The sequence below is a fragment of the Streptomyces griseobrunneus genome, from assembly GCF_046713465.1.
Taxonomy (GTDB): Bacteria; Actinomycetota; Actinomycetes; order Streptomycetales; family Streptomycetaceae; genus Streptomyces; species Streptomyces microflavus.
The window spans coordinates 7043967-7061260 of the sequence record NZ_CP177080.1 but is presented as its reverse complement, the minus strand read 5'-3'; the positions used below and the strand labels follow the sequence as shown (position 1 = coordinate 7061260).

The window sequence follows — 17294 nt, the reverse complement described above, 5'->3', positions numbered from 1 at the left end:
GCCGGTCTCCCCGCTCCCCAAGCAGACCGTCGATGGTGCCGCGCCCCATTGCCGCCAGCTTCCGGCATGAAGTGAGCATAGTAACCGAGGGTGATTGCCGGCGAGGAGTGTCCGAGCCACCGGGCCGGGGTCACGAAGCGCTGGTGAACCGCTTCCAGTGTGTCGCCGACCATCAGCGCCGCTACGGCGTGAAGCGGCTCTGCAGCATCCCTCGGCGTCAGCCGCTCGAGCTTCTACTACTGGTGCCGGACAGCCGCGGACCGGGCCGCCCGGCAGGCGGCCGACGCGAGGGCTGGCCGCCCGGATACGGGCGGTGCACCAGGAATCGGACGGCACCTGCCGAGCCCCAGGAATCACCGCCGAGCTCCGCGAGACGAGCGGAGAGGCGCTCAACCACAAGCGTGTCGCCAGGGTCATGCGGGCGTCCGGGACCGAAGGAGTCCGGTTGCGCCGCGCGCACCGCACCACCGTCCCCGACCCGGCCGCGGCCAAGGCGCCGGACCTGATCGGCCGAGACTTCACCGCGGGCAAGCCGAACACGAAGTACGTCGGCGACATCACCCACCTGCCCATCGACGGCGGGAAGTTCTGCTACCTGGCGACCGTCATCGACCTCGCATCACGCCGTCTGGCCGGCTGGGCGATCGCCGATCACATGCGCGCGGATCTCGTGACCGACGCCCTGGCCGGGGCGCTCCGCACCCGCGGCAGCCTCGCGGGATCGATCATGCACACCGACGACGGAGCCCAGTACACGAGCAGAGCATTCGCCGAAGCCTGCAGGTCAGCAGGCGCGCGGCGAAGCATGAGCGCGGTCGGATCCAGCGCGGACAACGCACTCGCCGAGTCCTTCAACGCAACCTTCAAACGCGAGACCTTGCAAAGGACGAAAGAGCTGGCCAACCGAGCGCGAGGCCCGACTCGACGCCTTCCGATGGCTCCACCGCTACAACACCCGGCGCCGACACTCCCGCCTCGGACAACGATCACCGATCGCCTTCGAAGACACCTTCCACCTCACACCAACTACGCTGGCACCAACCGCATAACCCGTGTTCAGGATTCGAGGTCAAGGCCCCTTCTTGTACGGGACACCGGCGCCCACGTCGCCCTCGAACTGTCCCGGACGCCGCCCGCAGAGGTCCCAAAGCAACGGGACCAGTCATTCACTTTCACGGCAGTGTTCGCGCGCACATCGTGGCGCAACCGCTCCCTGCGCGGTGCCAGCCATGGATGCCCTCCTCTCGCAGTGCGACTCGATCAGCCTAAGCAGCCGTGTCGTGTGTGGTGGGTGGCCCTGGCATCTCGCCTACTGAGAACAGGCCGTCTGGGGATTCCACGGCGGACAGTGGCTGGAGGAGTCAAGCTGTGAGCCGTAGGACCGTGTTCGACCCGATCCCTTCGTGGAATTCCCGGCCGGACGTGAGCGTCGTCGTCGGCGAGCCGGAAGGGGCCGGAGTCGGGGCCGGTGTGCTGGGGATGCCTCTCGCCGAAGGGGGCGAGCGGGCAGAGGCAGGCGGTCTGTCAGTGCGCGCTCTGGGTGCGGCCGGGCTGACGGGCAAGGCCCGTCAGGCTCTGACGGTCCCTCGGGAGGACGGGCCTCCCCTCGTGGTCTACGGCATCGGCCCGGCGTCCGCGGTGGACTGTTCCGTCCTGCGGCACGCCGGTGCCTCCTTCGCCGCAGCGGCCGCTGGTCATGCCCGGCTGGCTCTGGTGGCACCGGAGGTGCCGCTGGGGATGGAGGACGTGGTACAGGCTCTCGTGGAGGGAGTTCTCCTCGCCCGGTACAGCTTCGACCCCCTGCGCCGGGAACCGGGCTCGACACCGCTTCAGGCTCTGGTGGTCGTGGTGCCACCAGAGGCCCGGGAGGGCGCCGAGAGGGGAGCTGTGAAAGGTGCGGAGCTGGCGCGTGCCACGCTCCTGGCGAGGGATCTGGCAAGCAGTCCCCCGAGTCTGTTCAATGCCGAGGCTATGGCCATCACCGCCCGGCTGCTGGGCGCCCAGTGCGGCCTGGGCGTAGAGGTGTTCGGGGCGCAGGAGCTGCGGGCGCTGGGGTGCGGGGGACTGCTGGGCGTCAACGCCGGCAGCACGGACGAACCGTGCATGATCAAACTGACGTACGTGCCGGACAGGGCGGCTGGTTCGGCGCCGCGGCTGGCGCTGGTGGGCAAGGGCATCATGTACGACTCCGGCGGCATCAGCCTCAAGCCCTCGGACAGCGTGCACGCCACCATGAAGAACGACATGTCCGGTGCGGGCGCCATCCTGGGAGCGATGTCCGTCCTGCGGGCCTTGGACTGCCCGACGGCGGTGACGGGATACCTGATGTGCACCGACAACATGCCCTCCGGTTCGGCGACCAAGCTCGGTGATGTGCTGACCATGCGCGGCGGCATGACAGTGGAGGTCCTCAACACCGACGCGGAAGGGCGGCTGGTCATGGCCGACGCCCTGGCCCTGGCCGCGGAGGAGACTCCTGATGCGATCGTGGACATCGCCACCTTGACCGGGGCCTGCCTGCGGGCCCTGGGTCCGGAGGTGGCCGGGGTGTTCGGCAACACCCAGCCGCTGGTCGACCAGGTCCTCCACGCGGCGCGGGAAGTCGACGAGCCGGCGTGGCAACTGCCCCAGTCCAGCCGCTACCGCCCGGATCTGGACTCCGACGTCGCCGACATCGCGAACATGGGCGGGGCGAACGCCGCGGCGATCCACGCCTCGCTGTTCCTGGAGGAGTTCGTGGCCGGACTGCCCTGGGCGCACATCGACATCGCTGGCCCCGCCCAGAGTGATACCGCCTCCTCGTGGCGGAATAAGGGCTGCACCGGCTTCGGAGCCCGCCTCCTCACCCGTCTCGCGCTCGACTTCGAACCCCCCGCCAAGGACGCTACCTCGACCTCCGATCACGGCGTCAGCGAGGTGACCTCCTCATGAGCAGCCCCCGTGGAGGCAACGATGCCTCTGAGGAACCCCTGTCGCCCGCCGCGGGAACCAAGGCCGACAGGACCCGTTCGCAGAAGGTGCTCGACACGGTCGAGAGGATCGGCAACAAGGTCCCGCACCCGGCAGTGATCTTCCTGCTGCTGTGCATGGTGGTGATCGTGCTGTCCGCGGTCCTGAACGCGTTCGACGTGGGGGTGACCTACGAGACCGCGGCGCCCGAGCCGGTGCCGGTCACCGAGACCTACGAGGGCGGCACCGAGTACCCCTCGATGGAGGTGCCGCCCGAGGCGCAGTACGAGCACACCTACGAGACGGTGACGGAGACCGCGAAGGTCGAGAGCCTGCTCTCCGGCGACGGGGTGCGGTTCCTGTTCACCTCCGCCACGCACAACTTCAACGACTTCGGTGTCGTCGCCGTGATCCTCGTGGTGATGGTCGGTGTCGGTCTCGCGGAGGAGGCGGGCCTGATCGCCGCGCTGATCCGCAACCTCGTCGCCGTCGCCCCGCGGTGGGCGCTGACCGCGATCATCGTGTTCGCGGGCATTCTCTCCAGCATCGCCTCCGACGCCGGCTACTTGGTGCTGATCCCCCTGGGGGCGGTGGCGTTCATCAGCGTCGGCCGGCATCCGCTGGCCGGTATCGCCGCGGCGTTCGCGGGTGTCAGCGCCGCGTTCGGGGTGAACCTGATCATCGCCCCGATCGACGGGATCATCACCGAGATCACCAACAACTCCATCCAGCTCGTCGATCCGGGCAGGTCTCTGAACCTGACGTCGAACATCTACTTCGGCATTGCCTCGACGTTCTTCCTGGCCGCGCTCATCACCTTCATCACCGAACGCGTCGTCGAGCCGCGCCTGGGCCCCTGGCAGGGATCCGCCGCCAACCAGCCGCGCACCCAGGACGACGGCCTGGACAAGGCCGCCGAGGCGCGCGGGCTGCGCTTCGCCGGGTGGGGGCTGGCCGCGGTGGCCGTCGCGGTGACGCTGCTGGCGTTCATCCCCTCCGCACCCCTGCGCAATCCCGACACCGGGAGCCTGGTCGAGGACGCGCCGTTCATGGACGGCCTCATCGTCATCATCATGATCGCGTTCTTGGTGATGGGCCTGTGCTACGGCAGAGGAGCCAACACTTTGCGCGGCAGCGCGGCGTCCATGGAGGCCATCACCAAGACGTTCGCGGGGCTGGGGGGGCTGATCTTCCTCCTGCTGATCATCGCCCAGTTCATCGCGTACTTCAATTACAGCAACATGGCCACGGTCGCGGCGGTGAAACTGGCCGACCAGCTGGAGAGCGCGAACGTCAGCGCCCTGTGGCTCCTGATCGGCTTCATTCTGGTCACCTACCTGCTGAACCTGATCATCCCCGGCATCATCCCCAAGTGGGCGATCTTCGCGCCGATCTTCGTCCCCCTGTTCATCCGCCTCGACGTCGCCCCCCAGACCGTCCTGGCCGCCTACCGGGTGGGCGACTCCCCCACCAACGTCATCACCCCCCTCATGGTCTACCTGCCGTTCATCGTGCTGCAGTGCGACAAATACCGGAAACAGGCAGGCGTCGGCACGGTGATCTCGCTGATGCTCCCCTATACCCTCATCGTCGGCATCGGCTGGCTGCTGTTCTTCATCGCCTGGTACCTCATCGGCATCCCCATGGGACCGGGCGCGCCCGTGAAAATCTGAACCGGCCCCCCAGCGGCGGCCTGCCGCACCGCCTGGCGACCCGGCTTCCCCGGGACGTACGTGCTCCGCTCGGGGAAGCCGCAGTCCGAAGACCCGACACACCGGATCCTGGGTCTGTCTGGAGGGGGCGAAGCCCTCGGAGCCACCCTGCGGCAAGCGCGGGCCGCTCTGTCGCAGGGAAGCCCGCTCTCGACGGTGGGGCGGTAATGCCGGGGTGCTGCTTGCTACGTCCCCGACCGCCTGGTCGGCTGGTGTTGGGCCGTGGGGACACCGTCGTCGCCGGAGGGCCGGGGGCGGCGGAACGGCGGAGGCCACGGCTGCGCCTCCGGATTGCGCAGGCAGGAGTGAACGCATGCAACAGCCAGGTGGCATCTGAAGTTCCCCCTGTGCATCCCGCAGAAACGGCACACCGAGATCGACGAACTCGTGACCGCAAGCGCCGACGGCGGCTACGTACCCATGCGCATCCCTGTCGGGGCACGATTAGCCGTCGATCCAGACCGGCTTCGCGACTACGCCGAGCGCAGCGGTTGGCTCCCGCCGACTGGAGGCCACGGCATGGTTCAGACGGCCCGAGCAGAGGCATCCGTACGGCTCATGCGCACCAGTCCCGTCAGGAGCTCACCCAGCAGCTGCTCGGTCATCGCGTCGCGCAGGAAGGCCCCCTCCGAGTCGAAGCGCCCGTAGGACCGGAAGACGGTCACCTCGGGGTGGTCGAGGACCTGTGCCTGGATGCGGTGAAGCACTTGGCGAAGGACGAGTTGGGCTCGCGCGGTGCCGAACTGTGACGGCGAAGCGCCCAGTACCGCGACCGGCTTGCCCAGCAGGGCGGAAGCGCCCACGGGTCGGGAGAGCCAGTCGAGCGCGTTCATCAGTGAACCCGGAATCGACGAGTTGTACTCGGGAGTCGCGATCAGCACCCCGTCGGCGGCTGCCACGCGGGCACGCAGCTCGGCGACTGCCGAGGGTGCGGGAAGCGTCTCCAGGTCCTCGTTGAAGAGGGGGAGGTTCCCGATGCCTTCGTACAGGTCAATGGCCACACCGCTCGGAGCCAGCGAGGGAAGGATTCGCAGCAGCCCGGTGTTGTGGGATGCGCGGCGCAGGCTTCCGGAAATGGCAAGGAACTTCAGGCTGGTCATGTGCGGTCCTTCTTTGTGTGTTCTGCGAGTGCTGCCGACAGAGTGCCGGCGGGCACTTGAGGTGCTCGTTGACAGCGGTGAGCACACTGTCGGGGCTGTTGAGGCGCAGGGCGGGGGTGGAGAGTGCGCGCTGTCCGGGGCGTGATGCGCAAACCCGCGGCAGTTCCGGAACGCCGGTCAGGCCGGGACCGCGGACGGCGCCCACGGGGCGCGACACCCCAGGAGGGGTGTCCGGGCGTCGTCGGTCCGATGGTGTCCAGCCCTTACGGAGCGGTGCCGCTTCTTTAGTGCGGGACTTCGGCCGTACGCGACCGGGCGCCGCGGGCGGCGGTCCTCGCATGTGCCTTGTGCGACGAGAACATCGTCCCCCTGTCCTGGAAGGAGCTCATGCTCCCTCTGGCCACAAGTCTCGGCGGCACGGTCAACGATCGCGCAAAAGGCGGTAAGCGCACAGGTCATATGATGTTAAGTACAAACTTACGGCCCATGATCGGGTCGGAACGGGGACACCAGATGACGGCTGACGAGGTGGTCGGCAAGCTGAGATTCACACTGCTCAACGGGGTGACGGCCCAGCGCGACGGGTCTGCCGTGCCGCTGGGCCCCCCGCAACGGCGAGCGCTCCTGTGCGCTCTGGCCCTGCGTCGGCGTCAGTGGGTCTCCGTGCACAGCCTGCTGGAGGCCCTGTACGACGAGGACGCCCCGCTCCGCGCGAACAAGGTGATCCAGACGCACGTCTCGGCGCTGCGCAGGGTGCTGGAACCGCCGCGGCCGGCCAGGACGCCGCCTGGCGTCCTGTTGTACGGGCACGGTGGATACCAGCTCCGTGTGTCGGACGAGCAGCTCGACCTGAGCTGCTTCGAACGACTCGTCGCCGAGGCTGAACGAGCTCGCGCTCAGCGGCAGTGGCAGGAGGCGAACGATCATTACGCCCGGGCGCTCGACTTGTTCAGCGGTGAACCCCTGGCGGGCGTGCCCGGCCCGTACGCGGAACGTCGGCGTGACTCCCTCACCGAACGCCGGCTGGTGGTCCTTGAGGACAGCCTGGAGAACGCGATCACCGGAGGGCGGGCGGAGCAGGTCGTCGACCGGCTTCGTCTCGCAGCCTCCGAGCACCCCCTGCGGGAGCGTCTGCACGGGTTGCTGATGCAGGCGCTCTACGCGGGAGGAAGGCAGTCCGAGGCACTGGACGTCTACCGTCGCACCAGGCACATGCTGTTGGAGCAATTGGGGGTCGAGCCGAGCGGCGAGCTGCGGGCTCTGCACACGCGCATCCTGGTGGGCAAGGAGTTGCCCCATCCACACTCGTACTCGCCGACACAGACGCAGGCGGTTGTGCCGGGGCGGTCGGCCGCCGTATCGGTGCCTGCCCCCGAAGTACCTGCCCTCGGGGGCCCCGCCCCCGTGGGGGGAGTTCTGCCCGAGGGGATGCCTGGGTGGGACGACGCTCCTGTGTGCGTGGGGAGAGGGGCCGAGATCGGCAGGATCACCGCGCTCGCTACCAGGGTCTCTTCCGGCAGTGGCGGGCTGGTGATCGTCTCCGGCGGTGCCGGTTCGGGAAAGTCGCTGCTGCTGGGCGAGGCCGTTCGCCGATTGCCCGCCGCGCGGTGGATGTCGCTGTCCGGCGCGGATGCGGAGCCGGCGCTCGTCCGTGGCCTGCGGGACGCGTTGGAACTGTCCCCGCAGTCCGCCCCTTCCCCACCAGTGGGCGTCGACGCCCGCCAACTTTCCGATTGGGCCCTTCGGACGCTGGACGGTGCCCGCGCTCCGGTGGTGCTGTTCGCCGACGACGTTCAGGAGGCCGACTCGGCGTCCCGGGAAGCCCTCGCCCTCATGGCCAGGGGGTTGTCGCATCGCTCGGTCCTGCTGGTGCTGTCCGTGTCCGACGTGCCGCTGGACGACCCCGGCGCCGCTTGGTGCGCAGCGCTGGAGACGCACGCCCGCGTCGTCATCACCCTCGGACCGCTCGACGTAGCGGCCATCGCCGCGCTGGCCCTCCGACGGCTGCACACACCACGTCTGGAGGACACCACCACAGCCGCACCTCCGCCCACTTCACCAACCCTGGCTCCGCTGGCCACGTCGGTGCACGACATCACTGGGGGGCTTCCCGCCCTGGTCGTGGCGCTGCTCTCCGATCTCGATCCGGTCCGTCATCGCGACGGCATCACCCCGGATCTCGTGGCGAACCATTTCACCCGGGCGCTCTGCCACCTCTTGCACCGGCAGGACCCCACCGAGGCGCTTCTGCTCAAGGCACTGGCCGTCCTCGCCGCGCACGAAACGGACCTGGAGACACTGGCGGCCGTATGTGAACAGCCTCCCAGCGCCACCCGCCAGGTCTGCGCCGACATGGTCCGCCGGGGCATCCTTGCGTCGGCGGAGCCACCGCGGCTGCGCCACCCGCTCGTCGGTGCCGCGCTTCTGCGCTCCTGCACACCTGGCGACCGGGACAGGATCAATGTGTCCGCTGCGCGGCACGGTCGGCTGACGCATCGGCCCGCGCGCGAGACGGCAGCGCTCCTGGCCGACCTTTCCGGGACGCAGTGGGCGCCATGGGCGACCACGCTCGTCGACGCTGCGAACGACTGCCTCCGTGACGGCGCCGGTGCTCAGGCCATCCGCTACCTGGAGGCGGGCGCGCGGATCACCGCGCCCACCGAGCGGGCCGCTGTTCTCCTGCGGCTGGGCCAGGCCGAACTGCATACCAATCCCAACGCGGCCCGCCTTCACCTGCAAGAAGCACTCCAGATTCAGCGCGACCGCTCGGAGACGCCCCTCGCCGTGGTGCCGCTGGCCTGGGTGATGGTTTCGCAGGGGCAGGCGGAGGCAGCGGTCAAACTGATGAATGCCGTCACGGCCGAGGCCGACGTGATCGACCCACGGGCCGCGCTGGCGCTGCGGGGCGCCGGTTGGCTGATCGCCTGCCTCACTCCGGGCACCTGGCACGAACTGCTGCGCGGCATCCGGGCCTCACCGGCCCACCGCGTCGCCGACGACCCGGTGGCGACGGCCCTGCTGGTCTGCGACGACGCGACGAGGCTTCGCATCACCGCGCAGGAGACGCTCGACCGGTTTCCCACTGCGCGCACCGTCGACGGTGCGGAGCTGCCCCGGGCGCTCAACAGCCTGCTGGCATCGATGGCGATGTGGTGTGACCGTATTTCCCTGGTCGAGGAGCTGTGCGAGCAGCCGAGTGATCAGGACTTCGCGGCCGTCGACCTGTACCGGGTGATGCTGCGCACGGAGATGGCCCTGCGGCGCGGTGACCACCGGCGGGCGCTGGACGAGTGCCGCCTGCTGGCCGGCGTACCGCTCGACCAGGTCGTACGCCGCCCCATCGAGCTGGTGGCCATGTACGCGAGGGCCCTCCTCGGGCTCGGTCGGCTCGACGAGGCAGAGTGGTGGCTGGACAGTGTCTCGCACTACGCCGACCGGGAGTCGTGGTCCTGGACCGTCGTCCTCTATGTTCGCGGCATGCTCAGCTCCGCCCAGGGGGACCCGGAGCGCGCAGCGGCGTCCTTCCTGGAGAGCGGCCGCCGGATCGCCCTCTGGGGGGTGACCAGCCCGGGTCATCAGACGTGGCAATGCTCGGCGGCCCTGGAACTCGCACGGCTGGGCCGTCACAAGGAGGCACGCGACCTGGCCGAGGAGGCCCTCGACGTGGCTGTCCGCTGGGGCGCTCCGCGCTTCATCGGTCTGGCCTGGCAGGCGATGGCCGCCACCTCTCCGGCACACGAGCGCATCACGCTGCTGCAGAAGGCCATTGGCTTTCTGGAACAGGCGGAATCTCCGATCGACGTCGCCACAGCGGTGACCGATCTGGCAGAAGCATGGACCGGAGCGGGCGCACCCGAGCGCGCCCGGCCGCTGCTGCGCCGGGCGCGGAAGATGGCCGAGAATTTGCACGCCACCCTTCTCCTTCGACGGATCACTGCCGTGGAAGATCCGGAAACCCACAACCGGGGCACTCTCCCCGAGTCCTGGCTTGCCCCCGTGGCCCCCGGAACCGTCACCTCCTGAAGGCGCGGCCGGGGAATCGTGCCCGGCCACGCCGGAGCACCCGTTGGCGGGTCCCCGCCGTCATGACGGATCCGCTGACCGATGCGGCACGTACGGGGCCCAGGGCAGAGTCATCACCGCACGGACCGGCTGTCGCCCCCTGGGAACAGGGGTCTCGGGCCGGTCATGGACCACATGTTCGCGGACACAGGCCGTCTTCAGTGCCTTCAGCCGCCTCGTGAGCATGCTCGTCCGTCCGGCTGCCGTCGCGACGGACCGACACCCTCTCGACGCACCGCCCGGGACACCGTTCGGACGGTCGGCGAGCGAGCCGTGCCCGCCGGAACTCCGTGCGGCCCTCACCCTGACCGCCGGTCACCGGGCACCGTCCCGGAACGCCGGTGTGCCTCCTCACACTCACCTGGAATCACGCATGAACAAGTCACGTCACTCCCGTTCCGCCTCTTCCCGTAACCGCTACGTCCTCGGGGCGACCGCCGCTGCCACCGTGGTGGCAGCGGGCGTACTCGCCACCACCGCTTCGGCGGTACCGGAGCAGAAGCAGGCGCAGGAGAACGTCACCCCGACCCACCGCACCAAGCCGACCGTCGTCCTGGTGCACGGCGCATTCGCCGATGCCTCCGGGTGGGGCGCCACGGTGGACCGGCTGCGCAAGGACGGCTATCCCGTACAGGCCATCGCCAACCCGCTGCGCGGGCTCGACTACGACACCGCGTACCTCACCGGCATCCTCAAGAACATCGCGGGCCCCAAGATCTTGGTCGGGCATTCCTACGGCGGAGCGGTCATCGGCAACGCCGCTGTCTCCGTGCCGAACGTCAAGGCGCTCGTGTACATCGCGGCATGGGTGCCGGACAAGGGCGAGTCGCTCGGCGGCCTCATCGAGAAGCACACGGACCCCGCCGTCAAGCCGCTGCCCTTGAAGAACATCACGTACACCCGGCCGGACGCGACAGCGGGTACCGACGTGTTCATCGACCCGGCCCGCTTCCGCACCTCCTTCGCCGCGGACGTCCCGGCGTCCGAAGCGGCGCTCATGGCCGCCTCGCAGCGCCCGATCAGCGTCGAGGCGTTCGGCCAGCCCAGCAAGGAGGCCGCCTGGAAGACCCTGCCCTCATGGGCTCTGGTCGCCCAGCAGGACCAGGCCATCGGGACACGTCTGGAGCGGTTCATGGCCCGCCGCGCAGGCGCGCACATCACCGAGGTCGCCGGCTCCCACGCCGTCATGGTGAGCCGGCCCGACGCCGTGACCCGCATCATTCAGCAGGCCGACCGCGGCACCCGCTGACCCACCGGGCCGGTGTGCCGGCCCCGAGGGCGATACCGGAGTGACGGATCCGGTGGCCGATGCGGTCCCGCGAGGGCCCCAGCAGAGTGATGACCGCGTGCGCAGGGCCTCCCCTCCCCCATCAGGAAGGAGACGCCCTGCGCATCGCACCCTCAGCAACGCAGACAAGGAAAAGCAATGAACAGCAGGGACTTCGACAACATCGTGGTGGGCGCCGGGTCGTCCGGAGCGGTCGTCGCACGACGGCTCGTCGACGCGGGCCGCAAGGTCCTCCTCGTCGAGGCAGGACCCGTGGACGACACCGAGGCGATCCACGACCCGACGGGGTCGGTCCAGCTGTGGAACAGCGAATGGGACTGGGCCTACCAGACCGAGCCGCAGACCCACGCGGACGGACGCCGACTGCCCTGGCCGCGCGGCAAGACTCTGGGCGGCTCCAGCGCGTTCAACGGCATGATCTACGTACGGGGCGCCGCAGCCGACTTCGACTCCTGGGCCTACCAGGGCGCGGCCGGCTGGGGCTGGCAGGACGTGGAACCGTACTTCCGCCGCATGGAGGACTTCGACGGCGGCGCGCAGGGCGGGCGCGGCACCGGCGGCCCATTGCATGTGCAGCGCAATCCCGGCCCCGATGCCCTGGTGCGGTCCTGGGTGGAGGCGGCCCAGAGTTACGGTCTGCCGTACAACGACGACTACAACAGCGGCGACCAGCACGGCGTGAGCTACACCCAGCACACCATCAAGGACCAGCGCCGCCAGTCGACCTGGGTGGCGTACGGGCGTGCCGTGCAGGACAACCCGCTGCTGACCGTGGTCACCGGCGCACTGGTGACGCGGATCGTCCTCGACGGCAACCGCGCCACGGGGATCGCCTACCTCGTCGACGGGCAGGAGTACACGGCCCGTGCCGCGCACGAAGTGGTGCTCTCCGGCGGCGTGTTCGGCACCCCGCAGCTCCTGATGCTGTCCGGCATCGGACCGGCCGACCACCTGCGCTCGTTCGGACTGCGAGTCCGGTCGGACCTGCCGGGCGTCGGACAGAACCTCCAGGACCACTGGTCGGCACCACTGATCTGGAAGTCTCAGCAGCCGCTCCCCGTGTGGGCGGCGCAGGGCCTCGAAGCCCACTACTTCGCCTCCACTCGCCCGGGCCTGGCGGTCCCCGACATCCAGCCGCTCTTCCTGTCCTTCCCTTACCCGGTGCCCGGCGCCGACCTGCCCGAGCACGGCTTCTCGGCAGTCGGTCAGCTGCTGCACCCGCACAGCCGCGGCGAACTGCGGCTGCGGTCCGCCGATCCGGCGGCCCCGCCGGTTCTCGATCCGCGGGTGTTCTCCGACCCGCGCGACGTGGAAACCCTCGTCGACAACCTGGAGATGCTCCGCGACATCGCAGAGCAGGGCGCTCTCAAGGAATGGAACGCCGGCGAGGCGGTACCCGGGCCGGGCACAGCGACCCGGGCGCAACTGCGCGACCACGTGCGCGCCACCGTCGTCTCCGGCCACCACCAGATCGGCACCGCCAGGATGGGCCTGGACACGATGTCCGTCGTCGATCCGGAACTCCGAGTGCACGGAATCGAGAACCTGCGGGTCGCCGACGCATCCATCATGCCGCACGAGACGACCGGCAACACCAACGCCCCGAGCATCATGATCGGCGAGAAGGCCGCGGACCTGGTCCTGGGCCGCACCGCCCGGTAGCCGCCCTCGGGCAGCCGCAACCGGCGCGTCCAGGTACGCCGGCCACCGGACCGCCCCGCGCCGATCACCGCGATCAGAACGCGTTACACACCGCTCGTGGCCCGGGCTCCCCCCGGCCACCCGCAGGTTGCATGCCCGGAGGGCGGCGCATCGTTCCGACACGGTCGGCACCGCCCTCCGGGGTGCCCTTCCCAGGCACCCCGCTCCCCCTCCCACCAGGTCCCATCCTCCTTGCAGAAAGCGACCGGATCACCATGCCCACTGCCGTTACCGCCGCTGTTTCCCGCGGCGCTGGTCAGAAGTTCCTGATCGAGGAATTGCTACTCCAAGACCCGCGCCCCGACGAAGTCCTGGTCCGCTACACGGCCGCCGGGCTGTGCCACACCGACCTCGAAGCCGCCGCCGGCAACCTCCCCACCCCGCACCCGGTGGTCCTGGGCCACGAAGGTGCCGGAATAGTCGAGGCTGTCGGCACTGCCGTGACCGGCTTCGCGCCCGGCGACAGCGTCGTGCTCAGCCTCGACTCCTGCGGCACCTGCCGCAACTGCCTGGCCGGCCAGCCCGCCTACTGCGACCACCACATCCCGCTCAACTTCCACTCCCGCCGCGCGGATGGCTCGGTGGGCCTGCGGGATGCTTCCGGCCGCCCCGTGCACGACCACTTCTTCGGCCAATCGTCCTTCGCCTCACACGGCCTCGCCCACTCCCGCGGCCTGGTCAAGGTCCCCGCCGGACTGCCGCTGAGCATGCTCGCCCCGCTGGGCTGCGGCCTCATCACCGGCGCCGGCGCGGTCTTGAACTCCCTCCGGGTACAGGCCGGCTCCACGGTGGTGGTCTTCGGCCTCGGAGCTGTGGGCCTCGCGGCGCTGATGGCTGCCGCCGCATCCGGCGCGACCCGCATCATCGCAGTCGACCGAAACCCCGAACGGCTTTCTCTGGCAACGGAGTTGGGCGCCACCGATGTGATCGACGCTACTACCGCCAACACCGCCGAAGCCGTCATGGACCTGACCGGCGGGCGCGGGGTGGACCACAGCGTGGAGTCGACCGGCGCCATTCCCGTGATGAACACTGCCGTCGCGGTCCTCGCCCCCCTCGGCTCAGCGGCAATCCTCGGGGTCGCCGCACTGGACGCCACGCTCCAGGCCAACGCCTTCGAACTCCTCAAGGGCCGTACCGTCACCGGATCGGTCATGGGCCACCAGGCCCCCGGCCTCCTCATCCCCCGGCTCCTCGACCTCCACCAGCAGGGGCGCTTCCCGCTGGAACACCTCGTGACCACGTACCCGCTGACGGACATCGACCGGGCGATGGCCGACGTCGGGGCGGGCACCACCGTCAAGGCCGTCCTCACGCACCGCTCATGACCACGGCACCCGGGCGTCAAAGGCAGCGCCCCCACGAGCCGACCGGCCCCGCGGACTGGTCCTGCTCCACTCGCCGCGCCCTGGCCCTGTACGCCGCCCACGGCGGCAGCGACGCCGTTCCCGCGAGCGTCGAAGCGGCCCGCACGGACCCGGCCGTCGCGGCCCTGGCCGGGGCCGCGCCCGAAACCGGAACCATCACTGAACACGTCCTGGACACCCCGGGGCACCCGCTGCCCGCCCGTGTCTACCGTCCGTCCGATGCCGGAGAGTCCGGTCCTCCGTTGCCGGGGATCGTGTACTTCCACGGCGGAGGATTCGTGGTGGGCGGGCTCGACAGCCATCACGGCTGGGTGGCCGCCCTGGCCGAGGCGACCGGACGTATCGTCGTCGCCGTCGACTACCGTCTGGCCCCCGAACACCCCTTTCCCGCTGCCGCCGAGGACGCACACGCCGCCACCCTCCACCTCGGCGCGCACGCGCGGGATTTCGGGATCGACCCCGCTCATCTGGCGGTGGCGGGCGACAGCGCCGGGGCCAACCTCGCCGCGGGAGTAGCCCAGCGCGCGGCCCGCACGGACCTCCGCCTGGACCATCAGATCCTCGTGGTGCCCTGGTTGACCCCTGTCGCTCCCGAGCCCAGCCGCACCGAGCACGCCACCGGATACCTCCTCACGGACGCCTTGCTCTCCTGGTTCCTGGAGCACTACGCGGCACCCGCCCACTACGGCGACCCGCTCCTGAATCCCGGGCTCGCCGCCGACCTCACCGGCCTCGCACCGGCAACGGTCGTGACCGCGGAGCTGGATCCGCTCCGCGACGAAGGGACGGCGTACCTCGCACGGTTGCGGGCAGCCGGTGTGGACGCGCACCACCAACAGTTGGAAGGCGCCATGCACCTCTTCAACCTGGCCGGCGCGGTCGGCGACGAAGTGATCGAGGCGGCGGCGGACGTCATCGCGGAACGCCTGCGCCTGTGACCGCACTTCCTCTGTGACACGAGGTCAAGTGCTGTTGCCGTACATCTGCTGTATGCATGATCAGCGCAATTGCCTGTGAGGTCCTCGCCGAGTTCGGCGAGGACCTCATTCCTTTGGATACTCCGGTGAAGTGCGCGGTATTAGGCCGCCCGGAGCAGTCGCCTTCTCCCCCTACAGGCTTCGTTAGCGCGGGCCGGCCCGCGGGATTCCAGAGTGAGACTGTCGGCGCGCACGTTGAGTTGGCCCGTAGGTTCCGCAGCAGACCGCGCTCGCGCCAGAGCCCGGCGGCCGAACGACCGTCTCGTGGTCCGCGGACACGAAGGAGGCAGGGGGGCGGAGCCGACACGGATCGACTCACCCCGTACGGGAAGGCCACCCACGGCTGTACGCCGGCGAGCTTGGCCGCTCCCTCGCCAACGGAGGAAGCGGCCCGGTCTGTACCCCGATACTGCGGGATCAGGAGGAGGCGAAGAGTTCGTCCTGCCGGTCCAAATACGGCTGGAACAGGGCGGCGGGCCAGTTGGGGTCGATATCCGAGATGCGGTCGATCACCTTCCACACTCCGTCACGCCGCTCGAACCGGTCTTGGTAGGTGCCGGTCGACACCACTCCCTCGTTGCTCTCCTTCCAGTTGACGCGCCAGCGCCATGTCACGGCGGCGGTGTCGCCCCCGCCGTCGATCTCGAACCAGCCGACGTCGTGGAACCACTTCTCCAGCGGGAACACGCTGTGCGCGAAGTCGTAGAGGCTCTTCAGTCCTTCGGGCCCGGTGAAGGTCTGGGTCCGCAGGTCGTGGACGGTGAAGGTGGCCTCCGGCCAGTACAGGTCCACGTAGCTGTCGACCGACGCGCGGCTCGCGTCGTTGTCGATGCGCCGCTGGTGGAGGGTGAGTTGCTCGAAGATCTCGAACCTGTCCGCAGGGGTCAGCGGCGGCAGTGCGGCGAACGCCTCCGTGCGGGAAACCGCCTGGCCCAGGGCGCCGAACTCGTGGAGGTCCCCGAAGACCTCGATGCGGATCGACTGGTCGAGGGCGCCGACGCGGACGGGGTCGAAGCCGGCCGCGCTGATCAGCCGGGCGACCGTCGCGCCCGCCGCGGCGTCGTCGGCGGCGTAGAAGCCGACCGCGGGTTCGGGGACGCGGCGGGAGGCGGTGGCCAGGGTGTCCGCGGAGAGCGTGCCGAATGCCTTGACGAGGGTGGCGCCCGCGGGCAGGAGGCCGGCCAGGAGCAGGCCGGAGGACTCCTCGGCGTCTATCGTCTTGACGAAGCCACCGTTGCCGTCCGGGGCGATCGGGTTGGAGGGGTCGACAAGGATCTTGCCCGAGAGCCTGTCGCCGCACTGGACGAGAAGCTCCTTCGCCGCGTCGAGCCACACGGCGAGAACGATCACGTCCGCCCGCTCGACGGCCTGGTCGACTGTCACCGCGGTCGCCGTATCGCCAAGCGAGTCTGCGAGCTTCTGCGCGCTCGTGAGGTCGCGGGCGGCGAGCAGCACCTGTTCGCCGCCCGCGACCAGGTTGGCCGCGAGCCGTCCGCCGATGTTGCCAGTTCCGATAATTGCGGTGGTCATGCGAGTCTCTTTCTTCTGCTTCTGCGAGGTGGGGCGCCGGGGCTGAGCCACCGGCGCAAGATTCGGGTGACGGTGGGCATCGCCACGTACGTCATCAGCACGCTGAACAGCGCGACGAACACGGCCGTGCGGGCGACTTCTGGCAACGCCGTCAGACGAGGCGTGAGGTACACGCTGCCGAGCAGCGAGATCGGGAAGATGCCGAGGGCGGAGGCGACCGCCGTCTTCCAGCGGGGCGGCGCGACGGCCGCCCGGCCCGGTTCGGTGAACCACCCCTCCAGGCCGCCCAGTTCCCGTCGTGCGACCTCGGTGTGGCGGTGCCCCTCGTACGGGGTGAGAAACGCGGCGCGCTGCGGGGAATCGATCCACTGCTGCAGCGCCTCGTGGTCACGGAAGCGGTGTACGAAGACCCACGGAGCACCGTCCTCGGCCGGGTGGAAGAGGCCGCCGCCCAGGTTGCCGGGTGCGGTGGAGGCCGCAGCCAGAACACCCCGTGCCCACTCCTGGAAGGCGTCCTCGTGGCCCGGCTCGACCGTACGCGCGGCAACAAGTGCCACATCTGCGCGGCCCGCCAGGACCGTACCGCCGAAACCGTCAGACACAGGTGC

Annotated in this window: 11 protein-coding genes; 8 read left to right on the top strand and 3 right to left on the bottom strand. The window is 69.7% G+C overall.

Translation table 11 applies throughout. The annotated features are described in order from the left end of the window. Positions 1 to 157 precede the first annotated feature (157 nt). The 3 genes from ACK8N7_RS32165 to ACK8N7_RS32155 are packed head-to-tail and all read left to right on the top strand — an operon-like array spanning position 158 to position 4622. Positions 158 to 1372 carry an IS3 family transposase gene (locus tag ACK8N7_RS32165; protein ID WP_500444692.1) on the top strand — a complete coding sequence of 405 codons (1215 nt, stop codon included), beginning with the start codon at positions 158 to 160 and terminating at the stop codon, positions 1370 to 1372. Then, complete coding sequence (locus ACK8N7_RS32160) at positions 1369 to 2931, top strand: leucyl aminopeptidase family protein (protein ID WP_500444691.1); 1563 nt, start codon at positions 1369 to 1371, stop codon at positions 2929 to 2931. The genes ACK8N7_RS32165 and ACK8N7_RS32160 overlap by 4 nt, the downstream gene beginning before the upstream one ends. Beyond that, positions 2928 to 4622, top strand: coding sequence for an AbgT family transporter (locus ACK8N7_RS32155; RefSeq protein ID WP_500444690.1), 1695 nt, complete (start codon positions 2928 to 2930; stop codon positions 4620 to 4622). Before ACK8N7_RS32160 ends, ACK8N7_RS32155 begins: the two co-directional genes overlap by 4 nt. Before the next feature lie 563 nt (positions 4623 to 5185). Here the strand turns inward: ACK8N7_RS32155 and ACK8N7_RS32150 are convergent. After that, positions 5186 to 5761: an NADPH-dependent FMN reductase gene (locus tag ACK8N7_RS32150; RefSeq protein WP_403215888.1), complete on the bottom strand. Its 576-nt coding sequence runs from the start codon at positions 5759 to 5761 to the stop codon at positions 5186 to 5188. A gap of 387 nt (positions 5762 to 6148) precedes the next feature. Here ACK8N7_RS32150 and ACK8N7_RS32145 point away from each other — a divergent pair, with 387 nt between their 5' ends. The 5 genes from ACK8N7_RS32145 to ACK8N7_RS32125 all read left to right on the top strand — a co-directional run bounded on the left by ACK8N7_RS32145 (position 6149) and on the right by ACK8N7_RS32125 (position 15117). Beyond that, positions 6149 to 9784 (top strand): ATP-binding protein, encoded by a 3636-nt coding sequence (locus ACK8N7_RS32145; protein ID WP_500444689.1) that lies wholly within the window; start codon positions 6149 to 6151, stop codon positions 9782 to 9784. Positions 9785 to 10196: 412 nt separating this feature from the next. Continuing rightward, complete coding sequence (locus ACK8N7_RS32140) at positions 10197 to 11072, top strand: alpha/beta fold hydrolase (protein WP_403215885.1); 876 nt, start codon at positions 10197 to 10199, stop codon at positions 11070 to 11072. A gap of 177 nt (positions 11073 to 11249) precedes the next feature. Next, the gene (locus tag ACK8N7_RS32135) at positions 11250 to 12773 is read left to right on the top strand and encodes a GMC family oxidoreductase (RefSeq protein ID WP_500444688.1); all 1524 of its coding nucleotides are present in this window, start codon (positions 11250 to 11252) and stop codon (positions 12771 to 12773) included. Positions 12774 to 13027: 254 nt separating this feature from the next. After that, positions 13028 to 14140, top strand: a complete 1113-nt coding sequence (locus ACK8N7_RS32130; protein WP_500444687.1) for an NAD(P)-dependent alcohol dehydrogenase — start codon at positions 13028 to 13030, stop codon at positions 14138 to 14140. After that, entirely contained in the window at positions 14137 to 15117 is a 981-nt protein-coding gene (locus ACK8N7_RS32125; protein ID WP_500444686.1) for an alpha/beta hydrolase, read from the top strand. The genes ACK8N7_RS32130 and ACK8N7_RS32125 overlap by 4 nt, the downstream gene beginning before the upstream one ends. 456 nt (positions 15118 to 15573) lie before the next feature. Here ACK8N7_RS32125 and ACK8N7_RS32120 read toward each other — a convergent pair whose 3' ends face one another. Then, entirely contained in the window at positions 15574 to 16686 is a 1113-nt protein-coding gene (locus ACK8N7_RS32120; protein ID WP_500444685.1) for an NAD(P)-binding domain-containing protein, read from the bottom strand. Then, entirely contained in the window at positions 16683 to 17288 is a 606-nt protein-coding gene (locus tag ACK8N7_RS32115; protein WP_500444684.1) for an antibiotic biosynthesis monooxygenase, read from the bottom strand. The genes ACK8N7_RS32120 and ACK8N7_RS32115 overlap by 4 nt, the downstream gene beginning before the upstream one ends. Positions 17289 to 17294 lie beyond the last annotated feature (6 nt).

Excerpts from the sequence above, each read along its gene's own strand:
- ACK8N7_RS32155 (WP_500444690.1), top strand. The coding sequence starts at position 2,928 with ATGAGCAGCCCCCGTGGAGGCAACGATGCCTCTGAGGAACCCCTGTCG.
- ACK8N7_RS32150 (WP_403215888.1), bottom strand. The coding sequence starts at position 5,761 with ATGACCAGCCTGAAGTTCCTTGCCATTTCCGGAAGCCTGCGCCGCGCA.
- ACK8N7_RS32145 (WP_500444689.1), top strand. The coding sequence starts at position 6,149 with ATGCTCCCTCTGGCCACAAGTCTCGGCGGCACGGTCAACGATCGCGCA.
- ACK8N7_RS32140 (WP_403215885.1), top strand. The coding sequence starts at position 10,197 with ATGAACAAGTCACGTCACTCCCGTTCCGCCTCTTCCCGTAACCGCTAC.
- ACK8N7_RS32135 (WP_500444688.1), top strand. The coding sequence starts at position 11,250 with ATGAACAGCAGGGACTTCGACAACATCGTGGTGGGCGCCGGGTCGTCC.
- ACK8N7_RS32130 (WP_500444687.1), top strand. The coding sequence starts at position 13,028 with ATGCCCACTGCCGTTACCGCCGCTGTTTCCCGCGGCGCTGGTCAGAAG.
- ACK8N7_RS32125 (WP_500444686.1), top strand. The coding sequence starts at position 14,137 with ATGACCACGGCACCCGGGCGTCAAAGGCAGCGCCCCCACGAGCCGACC.
- ACK8N7_RS32120 (WP_500444685.1), bottom strand. The coding sequence starts at position 16,686 with ATGACCACCGCAATTATCGGAACTGGCAACATCGGCGGACGGCTCGCG.